This is a genomic window from Flagellimonas pelagia, from assembly GCF_003584135.1.
Taxonomy (GTDB): domain Bacteria; phylum Bacteroidota; class Bacteroidia; order Flavobacteriales; family Flavobacteriaceae; genus Flagellimonas; species Flagellimonas pelagia.
Genome location: NZ_QXFI01000036.1, coordinates 164,605 through 180,449, shown reverse-complemented (window position 1 = coordinate 180,449; position 15,845 = coordinate 164,605). Strand labels below are relative to the sequence as shown.

Annotated in this window: 16 protein-coding genes; 6 read left to right on the top strand and 10 right to left on the bottom strand. The window is 43.8% G+C overall.

Translation table 11 applies throughout. The features are described 5' to 3' along the window. Positions 1–7 precede the first annotated feature (7 nt). Positions 8–1,270, bottom strand: coding sequence for an ABC transporter permease (locus D2V05_RS17805; RefSeq protein ID WP_119648864.1), 1,263 nt, complete (start codon positions 1,268–1,270; stop codon positions 8–10). Continuing rightward, a complete protein-coding gene (locus tag D2V05_RS17800) occupies positions 1,267–2,364 on the bottom strand; it encodes an efflux RND transporter periplasmic adaptor subunit (RefSeq protein WP_235855490.1) in 1,098 nt (365 codons plus the stop codon). Before D2V05_RS17800 ends, D2V05_RS17805 begins: the two co-directional genes overlap by 4 nt. A gap of 178 nt (positions 2,365–2,542) precedes the next feature. Here D2V05_RS17800 and D2V05_RS17795 point away from each other — a divergent pair, with 178 nt between their 5' ends. The 5 genes from D2V05_RS17795 (at position 2,543) to D2V05_RS17775 (ending at position 6,552) form a co-directional block, all read left to right on the top strand. Continuing rightward, positions 2,543–3,031: a hypothetical protein gene (locus D2V05_RS17795; protein WP_119648862.1), complete on the top strand. Its 489-nt coding sequence runs from the start codon at positions 2,543–2,545 to the stop codon at positions 3,029–3,031. 17 nt (positions 3,032–3,048) lie between these two features. Continuing rightward, positions 3,049–3,420 (top strand): GerW family sporulation protein, encoded by a 372-nt coding sequence (locus tag D2V05_RS17790; protein ID WP_119641401.1) that lies wholly within the window; start codon positions 3,049–3,051, stop codon positions 3,418–3,420. A 198-nt stretch (positions 3,421–3,618) separates the two neighbouring features. Further along, positions 3,619–4,476, top strand: coding sequence for a universal stress protein (locus D2V05_RS17785; RefSeq protein WP_119649378.1), 858 nt, complete (start codon positions 3,619–3,621; stop codon positions 4,474–4,476). Between the two features lie 6 nt (positions 4,477–4,482). Beyond that, on the top strand, positions 4,483–5,337 hold the full coding sequence (locus D2V05_RS17780; protein ID WP_119648861.1) for a universal stress protein: 855 nt from the start codon (positions 4,483–4,485) through the stop codon (positions 5,335–5,337). 27 nt (positions 5,338–5,364) lie between these two features. Further along, on the top strand, positions 5,365–6,552 hold the full coding sequence (locus tag D2V05_RS17775; RefSeq protein WP_119648860.1) for a TlpA family protein disulfide reductase: 1,188 nt from the start codon (positions 5,365–5,367) through the stop codon (positions 6,550–6,552). A gap of 66 nt (positions 6,553–6,618) precedes the next feature. Here D2V05_RS17775 and D2V05_RS17770 read toward each other — a convergent pair whose 3' ends face one another. The 3 genes from D2V05_RS17770 to D2V05_RS17760 all read right to left on the bottom strand — a co-directional run bounded on the left by D2V05_RS17770 (position 6,619) and on the right by D2V05_RS17760 (position 7,751). Next, positions 6,619–7,008 carry a VOC family protein gene (locus D2V05_RS17770; RefSeq protein ID WP_119648859.1) on the bottom strand — a complete coding sequence of 130 codons (390 nt, stop codon included), beginning with the start codon at positions 7,006–7,008 and terminating at the stop codon, positions 6,619–6,621. Positions 7,009–7,085: 77 nt separating this feature from the next. Beyond that, the gene (locus tag D2V05_RS17765; RefSeq protein WP_119648858.1) at positions 7,086–7,460 is read right to left on the bottom strand and encodes a DoxX family protein; all 375 of its coding nucleotides are present in this window, start codon (positions 7,458–7,460) and stop codon (positions 7,086–7,088) included. A gap of 36 nt (positions 7,461–7,496) precedes the next feature. Then, positions 7,497–7,751 carry a hypothetical protein gene (locus D2V05_RS17760; protein ID WP_119648857.1) on the bottom strand — a complete coding sequence of 85 codons (255 nt, stop codon included), beginning with the start codon at positions 7,749–7,751 and terminating at the stop codon, positions 7,497–7,499. A 178-nt stretch (positions 7,752–7,929) separates the two neighbouring features. Between D2V05_RS17760 and D2V05_RS17755 the strand changes: the two genes are divergently transcribed. Beyond that, positions 7,930–8,913, top strand: coding sequence for a GlxA family transcriptional regulator (locus D2V05_RS17755; RefSeq protein ID WP_119648856.1), 984 nt, complete (start codon positions 7,930–7,932; stop codon positions 8,911–8,913). Between the two features lie 77 nt (positions 8,914–8,990). Here D2V05_RS17755 and D2V05_RS17750 read toward each other — a convergent pair whose 3' ends face one another. The 5 genes from D2V05_RS17750 to D2V05_RS17730 all read right to left on the bottom strand — a co-directional run bounded on the left by D2V05_RS17750 (position 8,991) and on the right by D2V05_RS17730 (position 15,832). Then, a complete protein-coding gene (locus D2V05_RS17750; protein WP_119648855.1) occupies positions 8,991–10,568 on the bottom strand; it encodes a DHA2 family efflux MFS transporter permease subunit in 1,578 nt (525 codons plus the stop codon). Positions 10,569–10,572: 4 nt separating this feature from the next. Then, positions 10,573–11,667 carry an HlyD family secretion protein gene (locus D2V05_RS17745; protein ID WP_417935695.1) on the bottom strand — a complete coding sequence of 365 codons (1,095 nt, stop codon included), beginning with the start codon at positions 11,665–11,667 and terminating at the stop codon, positions 10,573–10,575. Positions 11,668–11,671: 4 nt separating this feature from the next. Continuing rightward, complete coding sequence (locus tag D2V05_RS17740; protein WP_119648854.1) at positions 11,672–12,988, bottom strand: TolC family protein; 1,317 nt, start codon at positions 12,986–12,988, stop codon at positions 11,672–11,674. Next, positions 12,978–13,598, bottom strand: coding sequence for a TetR/AcrR family transcriptional regulator (locus tag D2V05_RS17735; protein ID WP_119648853.1), 621 nt, complete (start codon positions 13,596–13,598; stop codon positions 12,978–12,980). Before D2V05_RS17735 ends, D2V05_RS17740 begins: the two co-directional genes overlap by 11 nt. A 296-nt stretch (positions 13,599–13,894) precedes the next feature. Next, on the bottom strand, positions 13,895–15,832 hold the full coding sequence (locus D2V05_RS17730) for a sigma 54-interacting transcriptional regulator (RefSeq protein ID WP_119648852.1): 1,938 nt from the start codon (positions 15,830–15,832) through the stop codon (positions 13,895–13,897). Between the last annotated feature and the right edge of the window lie 13 nt (positions 15,833–15,845).

Sequence of the window (15,845 nt, the reverse complement as noted above, 5' to 3'; positions counted from 1 at the left end):
GGTTCAGCTAAGTTCCTCTTATGATTTCTACGGGGTCAATTTTCTTGGCCCTGTTTGATGGCAGGTATCCGGCCACAAAAGTGGATAGCAGGGCAAAGGTGATACCGATGACATAATAAGTCGGGTTATAGTTTACGGGATACGTAGTGATGGTGGGTAGGGCCTCCGTTTCAAAAGGAGCCTGGTCTATGAGCCGGGAAAGCACGAATCCGACCAGCAATCCCAAAACGCCGCCAATAAGCCCAATGATCATGGCCTGCCCCATGAAAACGTATTGTACATCCCTGCCTGAGAAACCGGTCGCCTTTAAAATGGCAATATCCTTCATCTTTTCGTAAATGAGCATGTTCAGAATGTTGTAAATGCCAAAACCTGCCACGATCAAAAGGGTAATCGATACGGCATAGGTGATTAGGTTTCTGATGTTGGAACCTGTTTCAAACTGGGCGTTGGCCTCGTTGATGTCTATGGCCTTAATGTTGAATTGTTTTTCCAAACGGCGGGCCATGGGTTCGGCTTGTGCAATATCCACCAATTTAATGTTGATGTCGGTAACATAATTTTCCGCTTCGCCCAAAATGCGTTGAACGGTATTGAGGTTGGCAAAGCTCTGTACATTGTCAATGTCGGCTATACCACTTTGGTAGATACCCACGATCTTTAACGGAAAAATATCACCGGCAACGGTGCTTATTTGGACTCGGTCCCCAACGGACAGGGACATTTTTTCGGCCAGTCCCGCCCCTAAAAGAATACCGTTGTCATTATTGTTAAGTGCTTCGGGGGTCCCTTCCACAATATTGTCCTGGATGTTGGACAAGCGCACTTCTTCCATAATATCCACACCCACCAGATTACCTCCCAACTCAATGGAACCCGATAGGTAAAAAATCTGGGCCCTTAACTGCGGTGTGGCTCCTTTTACATTGGGATTTTTCTTGAGGTAGTCCAAAATGGGAAGGGCATTGTGTATTTTCTTTTGGTTCTGCTTTGGCTTTATGGAATGGACCATATTGAAGGCATCCTTAAAATCGCCATAGAGCGAAATCGGCTGGTTTTCGGAAGGCCTTATTTCATTGTACATATGGATATGTGGCGTTTGGTTCAACACCAAATCATCGAGCATGCCATTGAGTCCCGTCATAAAACTCACCAAGGTAATATAGGCCCCAATCCCGAAGGTGACCCCGAGCGTGGCGGTCACGGTGGATTTCATCTTAGTCAAAAGATGGGTCTTGGCAATGCCCAATATCACGCTCCAATTGGTCATGGTTCCGGTTTGTAAATGGCCGTTTTTTCATCGATGCCGCCCAAAATCTCCATGCTTTCCAAATTTTGTAGCCCAACGGTCACTTCGATTTCCCCGTTGTCCGTTAAAACTTTGGACCCATTAATAAGGTATTCCTTGGGAATGGTAAGGGTCTCTTCCTTTTCAGCTATGATGATGTTCCCTTCACCCGATAGACCGGGATACAAGGTGGCTGGAGGTTCCGTAAAAAGAGCCTCCACCTTGAAGGTTTGGGAGCGGTCGTCCTTTCTGGGATATATTTTGTCCAATGTGGCCTCAAATACCTCGGAATTATAGGAGTCCAAGGTGATTAATACCTTTTGTCCGATTTTTAGCTTGACAATATCCACCTCATCCACCAAGAGTTCCACAATAAATTTATCGCTGCGACCAATGGCTGCAACAGGTTCTACGGTATTCACGATTTCACCAGGGTTTTTATAGAGGGCATACACCGTTCCGTCAATCTTACTGGTAATGGTAAAGTCGTTGGTTGTGGTCAGTGAGGTTTGGTAGTTGTTCTCCGCCTGCCTCAATTGGGTTTCCAGTTCGTTTTTTGTTTGTGAGTATTTCTTTTTGAGGAGGTTCAGGTTGTTTTGGGAAAGCTCATAGGCAAGTTTTCGGGTGTCGTACTCCACTTTGGAACCGATGTTCTGGTCCCATAGGTTCTTTTGGCGAAAATAATTGATGGAATCGTTTTTCAACTTGAGTTCTGCAGCTTGTATTTCATCCTTGATGCTGCTGAGGACCGCCGCACGGCCACTATAGTTTTCACGGGCCAATTGCAGGGCCAACTTGGCATTTTCCATATTCAATTGGGGGGAGGTGTTGGTGATTTGGAGAATTCGGTCTCCTTTGGTTACTTTATCACCTTCTTCCACCCAATTTTTGTCCAAAATACCCATGACGATGGAATAGGCTTGGTACAAACTATCTGGCTGAACCGTGGCCGATGCATAAACGGATTCCGTCAACGGCATTTTCTCAGGATATATTTTTTCTTTTTTCTCACTACAGGAGAAAAACATCAGGACAATGATACAGGTTGATAAAAAATACTTCATTGTATGCTTCATGATAGGACCATCAAATTACCAATAAAAATACAATTTGAAACATGAGTTAAGTCAGTATGGGATTGATGGGTGGGTACAAGGGAAGAATCTTTTATTTTTCTTTGAATTTATTGGCCGTCAATGACATAGATCATTGCGAGTTTGACCTGACCCTATTTCCTTTGCAACAAAAAGACGAATGATACTGACCGCCGTAATATTGTTCGTTGTGCTGCTCATCCTCGGGTTGCTCTTTGTCCCGATTCAAATTTATATCGATACGGACACATCAAGGTATTTTGTAAGGGTGAAGGGACTTGCGAAGGTTGACTTAGAGCCAGACGAAAAGGAAATAGTACGAGTGCGAATGCGGATACTCTTCTTTGAACGCAGTTTTTATCCCATCACCAAACCACCAAAACCAAAAGAAAAAGTTGTAAGGCAAAAAACCAAGCCCAAAAAGAGGTTGAAGTTCAGGAAAATTGCCCGTCTCATAAAAACTTTCGAGATAAGAAGGTTTGTAGTGGAAATGGATACGGGGGACTACGTAGCAAATGCCAAAATGTATCCTCTTTTTGTTCTTCTTGACCAATTTATGGGCAGCTTCCACATCAATTTCCAAGATAGGAACCGATTACTGATGGATGTACGTAACAGGCCCATCAGAATGATAAGATCAATTGTTTAACAGTAAAATAAAAGGCCATGGATTTACATTTTGAAGAATTATTGAGCAAGGTCACTGACTTCATTAAGTCAGAAGCAAAGACCGAGACCATCATTGGCGAACCATTTGAGTTGGGAGAATTCAAATGTGTTCCAGTGATCAAGGTGGGTATGGGCTTCGGCTCCGGAGGAGGCGAAGGAATTGAAGGCAAAGAGCGTAAAGGCGAAGGCGCCGGTGCCGGTGCCGGAATCGGAATCCAACCCATCGGATTTTTGGTTACCAAAGGGGATGAAATCTCCTTCTTGGAAGCTGGAAAAACACACGGTTTGGCAGCCGCCTTTGAAAAAGTGCCCGACCTTATTGAACGCATTGTCAAGGAACGCAACAAAAAAGAAGAAGTTGTAGCTTAAATCCTGTGTTCCTGACGAGTTGGGTTGCCCGTGTGGCAAGGACGGGCAACCAAGTTTCAATGCCTTGCTGGCATTCCTCCCAAACTCCAAAAGTCTTTCCGATTGACCAATATCATTTCCCAATCATCTTGGTGTATCTACATTTAATTTCTCTAAGGGTTGATTTGGAACATTACCCTGAATTTAAATACCAAGGCCATGAAACGCATATTGTTGCCCACCGATTTTTCAAAGGATGCATGGAATGCTATCGAGTACGCACTGCATTTTTTTAAGGAAGAAAAATGCATGTTCTATATACTGAACACCTATACACCAGCCTTTTATAGGATTGATTACCTCATGGGCGGTCCTGCCATGAGCGCGATTCCCGATGTTGGGGTGGATATTTCATTGGAGGGATTGGAAAACACCCTGAAACGCATCGAGGAGCGGTACGACAACCCCAACCACACTTTTGAAATTTTGTCTTCGTTCAACACCTTGCCCGATGAGGTCCATGATATTTCCGAAAGGAAAAAACTGGACATGGTGGTCATGGGAACCCAAGGGGCATCGGGGGCCAAGGAGTTTTTTCTGGGGTCCAACACCGTACACGTTATCCGTAAGGCTGTAGTACCTGTCTTGGCCGTTCCCCAAGTATACGAGTACAAGGGAATAAAGAACATTCTAATGCCCACGGGGTATGAGACCAAGTACAAACCCAATGAATTGAAACCCTTGGTGGATACCGTCAAAAGGTTCAAGGCCAATTTGCACGTGGTACACGCTCTTGAAGATTATAAATTAACTGATTTACAAAAAGATAACAAAGAACACCTAAAAGATATATTCAAAACCCTTCCTGATGTTGTCTTTACGGATAGCACTGGGGAATACATGCCCAATATTGTCCATTCCTATATTGATAAAAATAATATTGGTTTGGTGGCCATGATGAACAGGAAACACACGTTCTTGGGGCAGCTTTTGCTGAAACACCACGTGGATGTAGTAGGCTATCATTGTCAAGTGCCATTTTTGGTACTGCCGGACACTTCAGAACTCCCCAAATAAATTGTCATGAAAAATATACTCTGTCCCATCGATTTTTCCGAAAATGCTTGGAATGCCGTTTTCACGGGAACCAAGCTTTTTGCAGAGCAGGAATGCAGGTTTTATCTGTTACATGTCCACGAACCCAAAATGCGTAATATCTCGGGCCAAAAGAGCAGTGCCCGGGCAGGTATGGTCTACCAGTCCATGGCCACGGCCGTGGAGAATGAACTCCACAAGGCCAAGGCTTATATGGAAGAACATAACAGCAACCCCAAACACCATTTTAAGACCATATCCATTGCAGGGGATCTACCTGATACTGTTCGTGAACTTATCCCAAAATACGATATCGATACCATTGTGATGGGCACACAAGGGGCAACAGGAGCCAAGGAAGTTTTCTTGGGGAGCAATACGGTCAAGGTTTTAAAGCATATTAAGGACTGCACCATGCTTGTCGTTCCTCAATCATTTGATTTTCAAAACCTTAAATCCGTTGTTTTTCCTACGGATTTTACCCACTTTTTTCCAAAAGGTGCATTGGAATATCTATTGAAACTTTTCGAGCTATGGAATCCCCAAGTGAAGATTTTCCATGTGGCCCAAGAATTTATCATGTCGGAAAACCAACAGGAGAACAAGGAAATTCTCAAAAAGCGGTTCGAGGGATTTTCTGTTTCCTTTCACCGAGTAGTTATCGAAACGACAGTGACGGAGGCCATCATCACCTTCGCGAAGGACCAGAATGCAGATCTCATCGTGCTCACCAAATATTCACATGATTTTTTTGGAAAACTTACCCAGGAACCCGTGGTCAAAAAAGCAAGCTTCAAGACCGATGTGCCCCTCTTGGTTCTCCCCAGTTTTGGTGAAGATTAACGATGCCATTTCCTTATTTTTGCTTCCATGAAACACCTGCTGTACTGTGCTTGTATTTTTCTATTCCTATTGCAGGGTTGTTCCAATGCCCCGATGATTTCCGGCACTTTGGATATGACCGAAGGACAGGAATGGAAACCGATGGTGTATTTAGTTCAGCCAGAAGGTTTTGGTGCATTGGGGCAAAGTTTTACGGGGAAATTGTTGGACTCTTCAAAGGTGGATTCCAACGGACATTTCCAATTTGGGCAGCAAATGAAGATCAAGGATACCGTTTTGTTTGAGGTGGTTGTTCAAAAAGAAGGGGAGCGGTATTCCAATCGATTGGAGAATGAAAATCCGGAAACGGACAATTATTTCCCACTGATTTGGGCACCTGGAGAACAGATTGTCATGAAAGCCGCCATAAATCGATTCCAAGCTTCGGCCACTGTAGAAAACCCTTCAAGCGCGAATGCTGCTTTCATGCAACTACGAGACATAAAGAAAAATGCATTTGTACAATACCAAGAATCCTTGGGACAACAGGAAGGGGATGAGCAATTGTTGGAGCGGGAAAAGGCCCACCATACCTACCAGTCTTCATTGATGCAGTTTGCGGATACCATCCAACAACTGTTTCCTGCCCTGATGGCCATCCGTTGGGTAAGTCCAGAAGGGAATTACGAACGCATTCCTGAATTTTTGGTGGGGCAAAATCAAAAGTGGAAAACAAAAAACCCAGAGCATCCTTGGGTGAAAGAATTGGCTGCATCAGCTGATAAGAATAAACTACCCATCTTGATAGGGGACCAAATTCCCAATCTCCAATTTCCCATGAAGGACGGGTCTAAAAGCACGTTGAATGCATTGATAGGGGGTGAAAAACTATTTCTTTTGGATGTTTGGGCTTCTTGGTGCGCCCCATGCCGACTTGAAAATCGAAATGTACTGGTACCCCTTTGGGAAAAATATCATAAAGACGGATTTCAGATTTTGGCCTATGGTCTGGAGAGCAGCCAACAAGCTTGGGAAAATGCCATAGACAAGGACGGAGCCTACAGATGGTTGCATGCCTCCCACGTGGAAGGGGACCAAAACCCATTGATGGATTCCCTTCGGATCAAGACCATTCCGGCAAACTTTTTATTGGATGCTAATGGCATGGTATTGGCCAAAAACCTGCATGGGGATGAACTAATAGAATTTGTGGATGACTATATGGCCAGGCACTAAAAAATCCCCATATGGGGATTTTTATCATTGTTGTACAGACAAAAATAGAGAGGTTGGCTAACTCACTCAGTTCATGGAATGGATGCCGAACATATTACCCTCGGTATCGGTTGCCAAAACAATAAAGCCATATTCCCCAATGGAGGTCTTTGGCTTGAAGATAGAACCACCGGCAGCCTCGACCCTGGAGGCCTCTATGCCGCAATCCTTACTCATAAAATATACAAGGGTACTATTGTTCCCCGGTGTTACCCCTTGCATTTTAACCAAGGCCCCGGAGGCCCGGTTTTCTGAATGCATATCGCTCGGGAAGAAGTACATTTCCATATCCGCCGCGGATTCCGGCATGGGCAATTCTTTGAACTCATACTCAAAAACAGCTTCGTAGAACTTTTTGGCGCGGTTGATGTCATCTACATAGATTTCAAACCAAACCACAGGATTTTCATTTTTCATGGGTATAGAATTTAATGGTTTTATTGATTTTGATGGAATCTCGGTCTTGAGCCCAAATGATAACTGGCCATCCTGTTTTAAATCAATTGTTTGTACTTGTCTTTGTTCTCAAACAATATCCACAAAAGGATGGCCCATATGACCAAGGCAATGATGAGACCACTGGTATCTACGATTGTGTTGGTCAACAATACACCGACCATGACAGGAAAGATGACTACTGCACCCAAAGCCCTTGTTTTGGGAATGATGATCAAAATACCACCAACAATTTCGGCCACACCGATCAAGGGCATCAGCCAAGAAATTTCCATCAAGGCGGCAAAATCCTTGGTAATGGCCTCGGAAAGGTTTTCCGGTGGGGGCATATAGTTAAAGAATTTGCTCAATCCTCCATTGAGCAGCAATAATCCAAAGAGGATGGATAAAACATTGTAGACTTTTTGTTTCATGGTCGATCAGGTATTAATTATCAATTATTATGAGGGTTAGTCCATAATCAATTCAACCTTAAGGTTTAGACTGGTTAGAAAATGCAAAATTTCCTTCAGCATGATGTTGCCATCTATACTTTCTACCCGAAGAATGCGGTCACAGTCTTCAAGGTCGAAGTTGGCACTTACATTTTTAAAATTCTCATGTAGGGCATTGACCGTGCGATCCGCAGTGGATTCATCCTCCACATTTGTCCTGAAGATTTCTATCAGGTTGGGTTTGCTCGTATTTGAATTGTCTTGGACCATATGTATGATACATTGCTGTTATTCCTCCAACAGATTTCGCCTCTTTTGGATGAAAATTAAATAACTGATAAGCAAGGTATTGGTGTTTGTTGAATCTTTGACTGTGCCATTGCGACATTCCAAGGGGTTGATTGCGACACCCACATTTCCTATCTTTTCACTGTTTAATTTGCAATAGATGAAACATGTGTCCATATTGGTGCCCCAAGGTACCATCAGCGTGGTGAATGTTGCCGGTACATACCAAATGTTGACCTGGGTAAACGAATTTTTGGAACAATCGGGGAGCGAGCCTTTGTTCGATATCCATTTGGTTGGGTTGGACGATAGGGCGGGGACACACAAAGGTCTGTTCTCAGTTCACCATCAACTGACCATAGATGAAGTCCCAAAGACCGATTTGATCATCATCCCGGCCATCCATGAAAGCTATGCCCGATCCTTGGAAGATAACCAGCCTTTTATTCCTTGGCTCCATGATCGTTACGGCGAAGGCGCTGAAATAGCTAGTCTATGTATATCCTCTTTTTTCTTGGCTTCCACAGGGTTGTTGGATGGAAAACCATGTTCCACCCATTGGCAGTCCGCCCCTATGTTCAGGGAACTCTTTCCTGAGGTAATCCTGACCGATGAGCGAATTGTAACCGATGCAGGAGGTATCTATACCAGCGGGGGAGCCTATGCATTCACCAATCTCATCATTTATTTGATCGAGAAGTTTGCAGGAAGGGAACTTGCCATTTTGGCCGCCAAAGGTTTTATGATAGATATTGATCGTAATAGTCAATCACCGTTCATGATTTTTAAGGGGCAAAAGACACATCAGGATAAATCCGTTCTAAAGGCCCAGGAATTGATCGAGCAAAACTACACGGACAAAATATCGGTGGAGGAGTTGAGCAACGCAGTGGCCCTGAACCGTAGGACTTTTGAACGTAGATTTAAAAAGGCTACTTCCAATACGGTGTTGGAATATCATCAACGAGTAAAGATAGAAGCGGCCAAAAAGGAATTTGAAAAAGGGAGAAAGACGGTGAACGAAGTCATGTTCGATGCAGGGTACTCGGACCCAAAAGCTTTTAGGAAAGTTTTTAAAAAGTATACCGAAATGACACCTTTTGATTACATGGTGAAATACAAAAGGGATGCCTACGGGGCATGATCAGGCAGGTATTTAGTGGCATCTCAGGAAAAAACAAAGCCCCAAATCTGGGGCTTCATTATTTTATAGATTTTGTACTAATGGGCAGCTGAGGCGGCCTTTAAATTGCCAGCGCCTTTCTTGATAAGTAAAACGAAAGGTATACAGAGAAGGAATAGCACACCGAGCCCGATAAAGATATCCATGTAAGAAAGTACCGTGGCCTGCTTGCCCACAGAAAGTTCAAGCATTTGGTAGGCCCTGTCCAAGGCTTCGTTGGCAGCAAATCCCTTGCTGATGAACATTTGTTGCAGGGCATGCACGCGTTGCTGCACCTGGGTGTCGATAGCACTGAGGTTGGGAATCAAATCTACACGGTGTTGCTGATGGAACCGTGCAATCATGGTGGTAATGATGGCAATTCCGAAAGATCCTCCCAATTGTCGTGTCATTCCTGTAAAAGCGGCACCGTCACCAATATCTTTTCCCATGAGTGTGGATAGTGATAAGGTAGTAATGGGCACGAACAACAGTCCCAACCCGATACCACGGGCTACCAAGGGCCAAAAGAAATGTTCAACACCTGTGTCCGGAGTCATCACCAAATACATCCACAAACTGTACACGAAGAAGATGGCAAAACCAGCGGTCACCATATATTTCTGTGGTACCCCAGCCTGTATGGCCCTTCCGATTATGGGCATCATCAATCCTGTAGTAATGGAACTTGGAATTAACAACAATCCAGCATCCGTTGCGGTAAAACCGAGTACCGATTGCGTATAGATGGGGATGATAAAAGTGGAACCATACAGACCAAATCCCAAAATGAAGGTCATGATGGTACCGATTCGCAGGTTGCTGTCCTTCAATACACCGAGATTTACAATGGGGTGTTCGTAGGTTAATTCCCTCCAAATGAAAAAGATAAAACCAAATACCGAGACTACACTTAAAGTAGTGATGAGCGAATCGGCAAACCAGTCATCCTGTTGGCCATGTTCCAGAACAAATTGTAGGGAACCAATAAAAACCGTTAGCAAAAGGATACCGATCCAATCCACTTGATTGGCTTTGAGCTTGTCGCCATATTTGGGACTTTTTACGAACATCACTGTTAAAAAAGCAGCTATGATGCCAATGGGAATGTTGATGTAAAAGATGTAGGGCCATGAGAAATTGTCCACAATGTATCCTCCCAATGGAGGCCCCAAAGTGGGTCCCACGATCACGCCCATACCGTAAATAGCCTGGGCCATTCCACGTTTGGCCATGGGATAACTTTCGGTAATGATGGTTTGTGCCGTAACCAACAAGGCTCCACCGCCCAAACCTTGTATAAATCTGAAGGCAACCAATTCCCAAATATTATCGGCATTTCCACATAAAAAGGAAGCCACGGTGAAGATGATGATGGAAGTAGCAAAATAGCGTTTACGTCCAAACTGTTTGGAAAGCCAACTGGTCATGGGGATAATGATCACGTTGGCAATGGCGTAGGCAGTGATTACCCAAGCCACATCCGTCAAGGTGGCTCCCAAGCTACCTTTCATGTCGTTGAGTGCCACGTTTACGATGGTGGTGTCCACAATTTCCAACAAGGCACATAAAATGGCCGTGATGGTGATGATGACCCTCCTAAAACCGTATTCTACTAAACTATCTTGGTCGCTCATGCGATTACTTTAAATGCACATCTACTTCAACGTTCATCCCTGCACGTAGTTTGTGCAAGGCTTGTGCGTCGTTATTATTGGTAAAATCAATTTTTACGGGAAGACGTTGAATGGTCTTCACAAAGTTTCCAGTGGCATTGTCCGGCGGCAATAGTGAAAAACGTGCACCAGTGGCAGGGGAGAAAGTGGTAACGATTCCTTCAAAGGACTCACTGGGGTAGGCATCTGCCTTAATGGTCACTTTTTGTCCAGGTTGCATTTTGGACAATTGGGTCTCCTTAAAATTGGCAACTACCCAAGTTTCATCCGTATTGACGATGTAGAACAACGATTGGCCGGGCTGGACAAATTGCCCCTCCTGAAGATCCACATTGGAGAGCTGTCCATCAATGGCGGCCGTTACAATGGTGTAATCCACATTGAGTTGTGCAGCGTCCAATTTGGCCTGCGCACTTTGTACGTTGGCTTCGGCAACCGAAACTTGTTTCTTTGAAATTTCCGTTTGCGAAGTGGCCGCATTCCGTTGGCTAGTGGTGGCTTGTTTCTGATTTTCCAATGCACGCAAATTGTTTTCAGCTTCCTGTTTGGCGGCAAGGGCCTGTTCGTATTGCTGTGTGGTGATGGAATGGTTGGCGTACAGGTTCTCGTAACGTTTAAAGTCGTTTTCAGCGCGCCACAAGCGGGTTTTGGCACTTTCTAAGGTTTGGGTGGCCGAACCTACTTGGGCCGAAACTGCGGCGGCGTTGGCTTGGTAAGAACCGATACTGGCCTGCGAAACGACCAATCCGCTTTCGGCAGCTGCCAGTTGTGCTTTGGCCTGTTCCAATTCCACCAAATAGTCACGGTTGTCGATGATGAACAGGGTATCTCCCTTTTTAACGATTTGATTATCCTTTACGTTGACTTTGCTCACGTAGCCGCCAACATGAGGAATCACGGGGCTCATGTGGGCCTCCACTTGGGCATCGTCCGTATCCTCATGGGCCAAGGAATGGACAAATTTGTATACGCCGTACGTGCCACCCATCAAAATAAGGGCAGTGGTGATCACGACAAATCTTTTATTGGTTTTTTTCTTGGGTTCCATTTTATCTGACATGGGATTAGTTTTGTAATGTGTTCGTTAATTGTCCTTTTGCCGTTAACAGCTCATAATACCGCTGGGTGATGTTGGCTTCTGCATATGCCAATTGGATGCGGGCCTGCAATTGCTGCACATCGGCGTCCAATAGGTCGTTGGTGTCGGCAAGACCATTATCATATTTATCCTTTACAATTCGGTAGTTTTCTTTGGCCTGCTCCTCGGATTTTAGGTACATGTTGTGCGTTTTTAGCGCCAGTTCGTATTCCTGGTTGGCATTCTCCACCTGAACCTTGACTTTATCCGTAAAGGCATCTAGATTATAGTGAAGTTCCTCGGCTTTGTACTTTGCCAATTTGATATCGCTTTTGGCTTTAAATAGGTCCGAAAGATTATACGATACTCCCACGCCAACATTCATGGCATTGGTCACTGTGATGGCATTTTGAAGGTCCAGGGCTATGTATCCGCCGGATAGGGACAACGAGGGGTAGTATTTGCTTTGGGCCACCTTTACCTGGTCATCTGCGGCTTCTTTTTGATATTTTAACGCCTCAAGGTCAAAACGGTCGGTCCCAATTGAAACAGTGGGGGAACCTACCAAACCGAACTCGGTGGTTGCTGTTTCAATGTTCGTTTCTTCCGGCAATTTCAATAAAGTGGCCAGTTCATAATTTAAGATGCGGGCATTCTTTTTGGCTTCCTCCAAGGATACTTCCACATTGCTTTCTTGCAATTGTGCCTTTAAGAGATCGTTTCGAGCTAAAAGCCCATTCTGTTCCATAGCCGAAAAATCCTTGACCCTTTGTTGGGCACTTTTCAGGTTTTCCTCGATGAGGGTCACCGCTTGTCGCGATTTGTACAGGCTGATATATTCCTGAATGACGTTCAACGCAATGGTCTCATTATCATTTTTGGCATTGAATGAGGCCGCTTGATACAAATGCTCGGATGATTTAACGGTGTTCTTCAGCTTAAACCCAGAAAACAAAGGCATACTCGCACTGGCCTGTCCCAACAAAAGTTGGTTGACCTTAGGGGAAGAACCACTATCTCCCTCGCCATCACTGGAACCTGTGGCCAATTTTAGGTTGACATCGGCATTGGTCAGGTACATGTACTGACCAGATAGTTTCAGGTCGGGATATTGCAGGTTTTTGGTGACATTTATCTCGCTTTCGGCGACATTCAGCCTAGCTTCCGACGCCTTGGCCCCATCACTGTTTTGCAATGCCAGTTCCACGGCTTCTTGCAAGGTGAGCTGTTGGGTGTTTTGGGCTTGTGCATACACTATCGACATGAAGCACAATAGCACAAGGAGGGATACTTTATTTTTCATTTAGCAGCAATGATTTTATGGTTTGTTGAATGTGCTGGGTGAGGGAGGTGAGCATGTAGTTTTCAAAAGCCTCATCAGAATCCAACCCAAGGAGTTTTTTATAAAAAGGTTTGTTGTTGTAGACCTGAAAATAGGTTCCAATGACCGTGGCCCCTAAAAGTTTGGTATGGACATCGGTCTTGAATACGCCTTTGTTCTGCCCATCTTTTACAAAAGCTTCAATGATTCCGAGACTATCCTTTTTCTGTTCCACATAAGCATCAAAGTCGATTTGTCTACAAGTGTTCGTGTACTCGTAATTGATGATCTTATGGGTGCGGCGGTTTCGGTGGATGCGGTTGACCATTAAGGAAACCAATGCATCCAGCTTTTCGACATGGGGCAAATTCTGAACCATTACGGTTTCCAGTTCCATTTTGAAATCTGCTACGCGATACAATAAAAGGGCCTCTAATAACTTCTCCTTGGAGCCAAAGTAGTAGGATATCATGGCCACGTTTACATCGGCTTCCTTGGCAATATGCCGAACCGAGGTGCCATCAAAACCTATTTCTGCAAAAAGCTTTTCGGCCACTTTCAGGATTTGAATTTGTTTCTCGTTAAAGTCCATAAGTAATGGTCTAAGGTTAAAAACGAGGACAAAACTAAACAATCGTTTAAATTAAACGTTTGTTTAAATTTAAAAACTTTGAAAATTTAACACTATAGCGTTGTAGTATTAAGAGGGAATATCCGTATATCCCCAAAGGGCTTGGGAATATTAAAACACAATTCGAGCAAAATCTTAAAACCTACCGTGCAGTATTTAAGACGAAGTAACTTAATGTAATAGAAGGTTAAAAGTTATGATTTTTGGGATAGTATACAATCTATTCATAGTACCGGATCCCATGGATATATCTTCCCTTAGTTGGTAAAATTCTTTTTGATACCCAATTTCTTCATTTTGGATTTAAGGGTGGAAGGATGTAGGTTCAATAATTCCGCTGCGGCACCGGCCCCCCAAATCTTTCCATTGCATTTTTCCAAGGTAAACAGAATGTGGTCCCTTTCGTTCTCTTCCATGGTTTTTATTCGAGATCCCAAAGACATGTCTGCATTTTTTTGATAAAGGGGTATGATTTGGATATCATCGATCATGGGTTCCTTACTCAATAAAATATTTCGTTCGATCAAATGTTCCAGTTCACGGATGTTTCCGGGCCAATGGTATTCTTCAAGCTTTTTCAGGGCCTTATCGGAAAGCCCAATAATTTTTTTTCCGGTCTTTCGATTGTAATGTTGGATAAAATGAGCGGACAGCGCAGCAATATCTTCCCTTCGCTCACGTAAGGGGGGCAGAATGATCGGAAAAACGTTGAGCCTATAATAAAGATCAAGTCTGAACCTTCCCTCAGCTACTTCTTTTTCCAAATTTCTATTGGTTGCTGCAATGACGCGAACATTCACTTTTTTGACGGATTGGGACCCCACGCGTTCAATTTCCCTTTCTTGTAAGACGGCCAATAATTTCATTTGAAGTTCAAGGGAAAGTTCCCCAATTTCATCAAGGAAGATTGTGCCGTTATCAGCTTGTTCAAACTTGCCTATACGCCTCTCGATGGCACCCGTGAATGCCCCTTTTTCATGGCCGAACAATTCGGATTCAATAAGATTCGTTGGAAGATTGGCGCAGTTGACCTTTACAAAGGGTCGCTCCTTTCTGGATGATAAGTTGTGAATGCAATGCGCAATCTTTTCCTTGCCTGTCCCGCTTTCCCCCAAAACCAAAACCGATGTATCCGTTGGGGCGACTATCCTTGCATGGTCGATAACTTTTAACAGTAGATGACTTCTACCTACAATCCCGTGCAATGGAATGGAAAAACCGGTACCGTCAAAATTTTCTGTTGATTCCGTATTTAAAGCAGAATCCTGATGTCTATCAGCCACAAAAATCGTATCCAAACCTTTTACCAACTGAACCTCTATTCGATCGAAGACTGCAATATGCTCCGAAGTATAAGCATTCGGGTTTTTACTGTAAAAGTGAAAATGGAACCGTTGGCCGTCGTGTAACCGGAGTAGAAATACGAGTTGCGCATTTACCTTGAAGGCTTCGGCAATTAGTTTCGTCAGGGAATTTTTTTTAATATCCTCCTTAAAAAAATCGGCGTTACGAAAATAAGAGGTAGGAACCATTCCCCCTTGGGGTTGGGAGTTCCTTATATGCTGGGAAGTGATGCCTGTAATGTTATATAATTCCTCTCTTCCAATATATTGGTACTCATTGAACCCTATTCTTAAAAAGCCCGTTTCGTTTGAGGAATCCCTGTACGAATTGATGAGACCTGCCGACAAATAATCAAAAGGAAAATAGGGCTGAAAGTTTCTGCTTAAGGCCAGTAATTTATCTCTCCAATTTCCCTTGCCCATAAAGATGTCCCCTAATCGTTTCTGTAGGATTTCTTCCCTGTGAAGTCTGGATTCCAAGCTGAACTCCATACGGTATTGGGCAATCTCCAATGCAACCAGAAGGTCCTTTTCCTTGAAGGGTTTTACCAGAAAACCATAGGGTTCCGTAGGTTTTACTTGGGTCAATATGTCTTGATTGGAGTTGGCTGATAGATAGATAAAGGCAATATGGTCTTTTTTTAATTGATGAGCCAGGTCTATACCGGTTGCTTTTCCCTTCAAGAAAATGTCCAATAGGACCATTCTTGGCTTGTCTCGTTTTAAAATTTCTTGGGCCTGTAATACCGATCTTGCAATGTCGCATACATGGTAGCCTCCTCTTATAAGCATGGATCTTAGGTAATCGGCTTCGATAAATTGATCTTCAACGATGAGAATCTTTTCTTTCATGTTTTAATATTCA

Coding starts and splice junctions, on each gene's coding strand:
- D2V05_RS17795 (WP_119648862.1), top strand. CDS start 2,543: ATGATACTGACCGCCGTAATATTGTTCGTTGTGCTGCTCATCCTCGGG.
- D2V05_RS17745 (WP_417935695.1), bottom strand. CDS start 11,667: ATGTCAGATAAAATGGAACCCAAGAAAAAAACCAATAAAAGATTTGTC.
- D2V05_RS17730 (WP_119648852.1), bottom strand. CDS start 15,832: ATGAAAGAAAAGATTCTCATCGTTGAAGATCAATTTATCGAAGCCGAT.
- D2V05_RS17750 (WP_119648855.1), bottom strand. CDS start 10,568: ATGAGCGACCAAGATAGTTTAGTAGAATACGGTTTTAGGAGGGTCATC.
- D2V05_RS17770 (WP_119648859.1), bottom strand. CDS start 7,008: ATGAAAAATGAAAATCCTGTGGTTTGGTTTGAAATCTATGTAGATGAC.
- D2V05_RS17790 (WP_119641401.1), top strand. CDS start 3,049: ATGGATTTACATTTTGAAGAATTATTGAGCAAGGTCACTGACTTCATT.
- D2V05_RS17785 (WP_119649378.1), top strand. CDS start 3,619: ATGAAACGCATATTGTTGCCCACCGATTTTTCAAAGGATGCATGGAAT.
- D2V05_RS17740 (WP_119648854.1), bottom strand. CDS start 12,988: ATGAAAAATAAAGTATCCCTCCTTGTGCTATTGTGCTTCATGTCGATA.
- D2V05_RS17755 (WP_119648856.1), top strand. CDS start 7,930: ATGAAACATGTGTCCATATTGGTGCCCCAAGGTACCATCAGCGTGGTG.
- D2V05_RS17780 (WP_119648861.1), top strand. CDS start 4,483: ATGAAAAATATACTCTGTCCCATCGATTTTTCCGAAAATGCTTGGAAT.
- D2V05_RS17760 (WP_119648857.1), bottom strand. CDS start 7,751: ATGGTCCAAGACAATTCAAATACGAGCAAACCCAACCTGATAGAAATC.
- D2V05_RS17805 (WP_119648864.1), bottom strand. CDS start 1,270: ATGACCAATTGGAGCGTGATATTGGGCATTGCCAAGACCCATCTTTTG.
- D2V05_RS17775 (WP_119648860.1), top strand. CDS start 5,365: ATGAAACACCTGCTGTACTGTGCTTGTATTTTTCTATTCCTATTGCAG.
- D2V05_RS17765 (WP_119648858.1), bottom strand. CDS start 7,460: ATGAAACAAAAAGTCTACAATGTTTTATCCATCCTCTTTGGATTATTG.
- D2V05_RS17735 (WP_119648853.1), bottom strand. CDS start 13,598: ATGGACTTTAACGAGAAACAAATTCAAATCCTGAAAGTGGCCGAAAAG.
- D2V05_RS17800 (WP_235855490.1), bottom strand. CDS start 2,364: ATGAAGCATACAATGAAGTATTTTTTATCAACCTGTATCATTGTCCTG.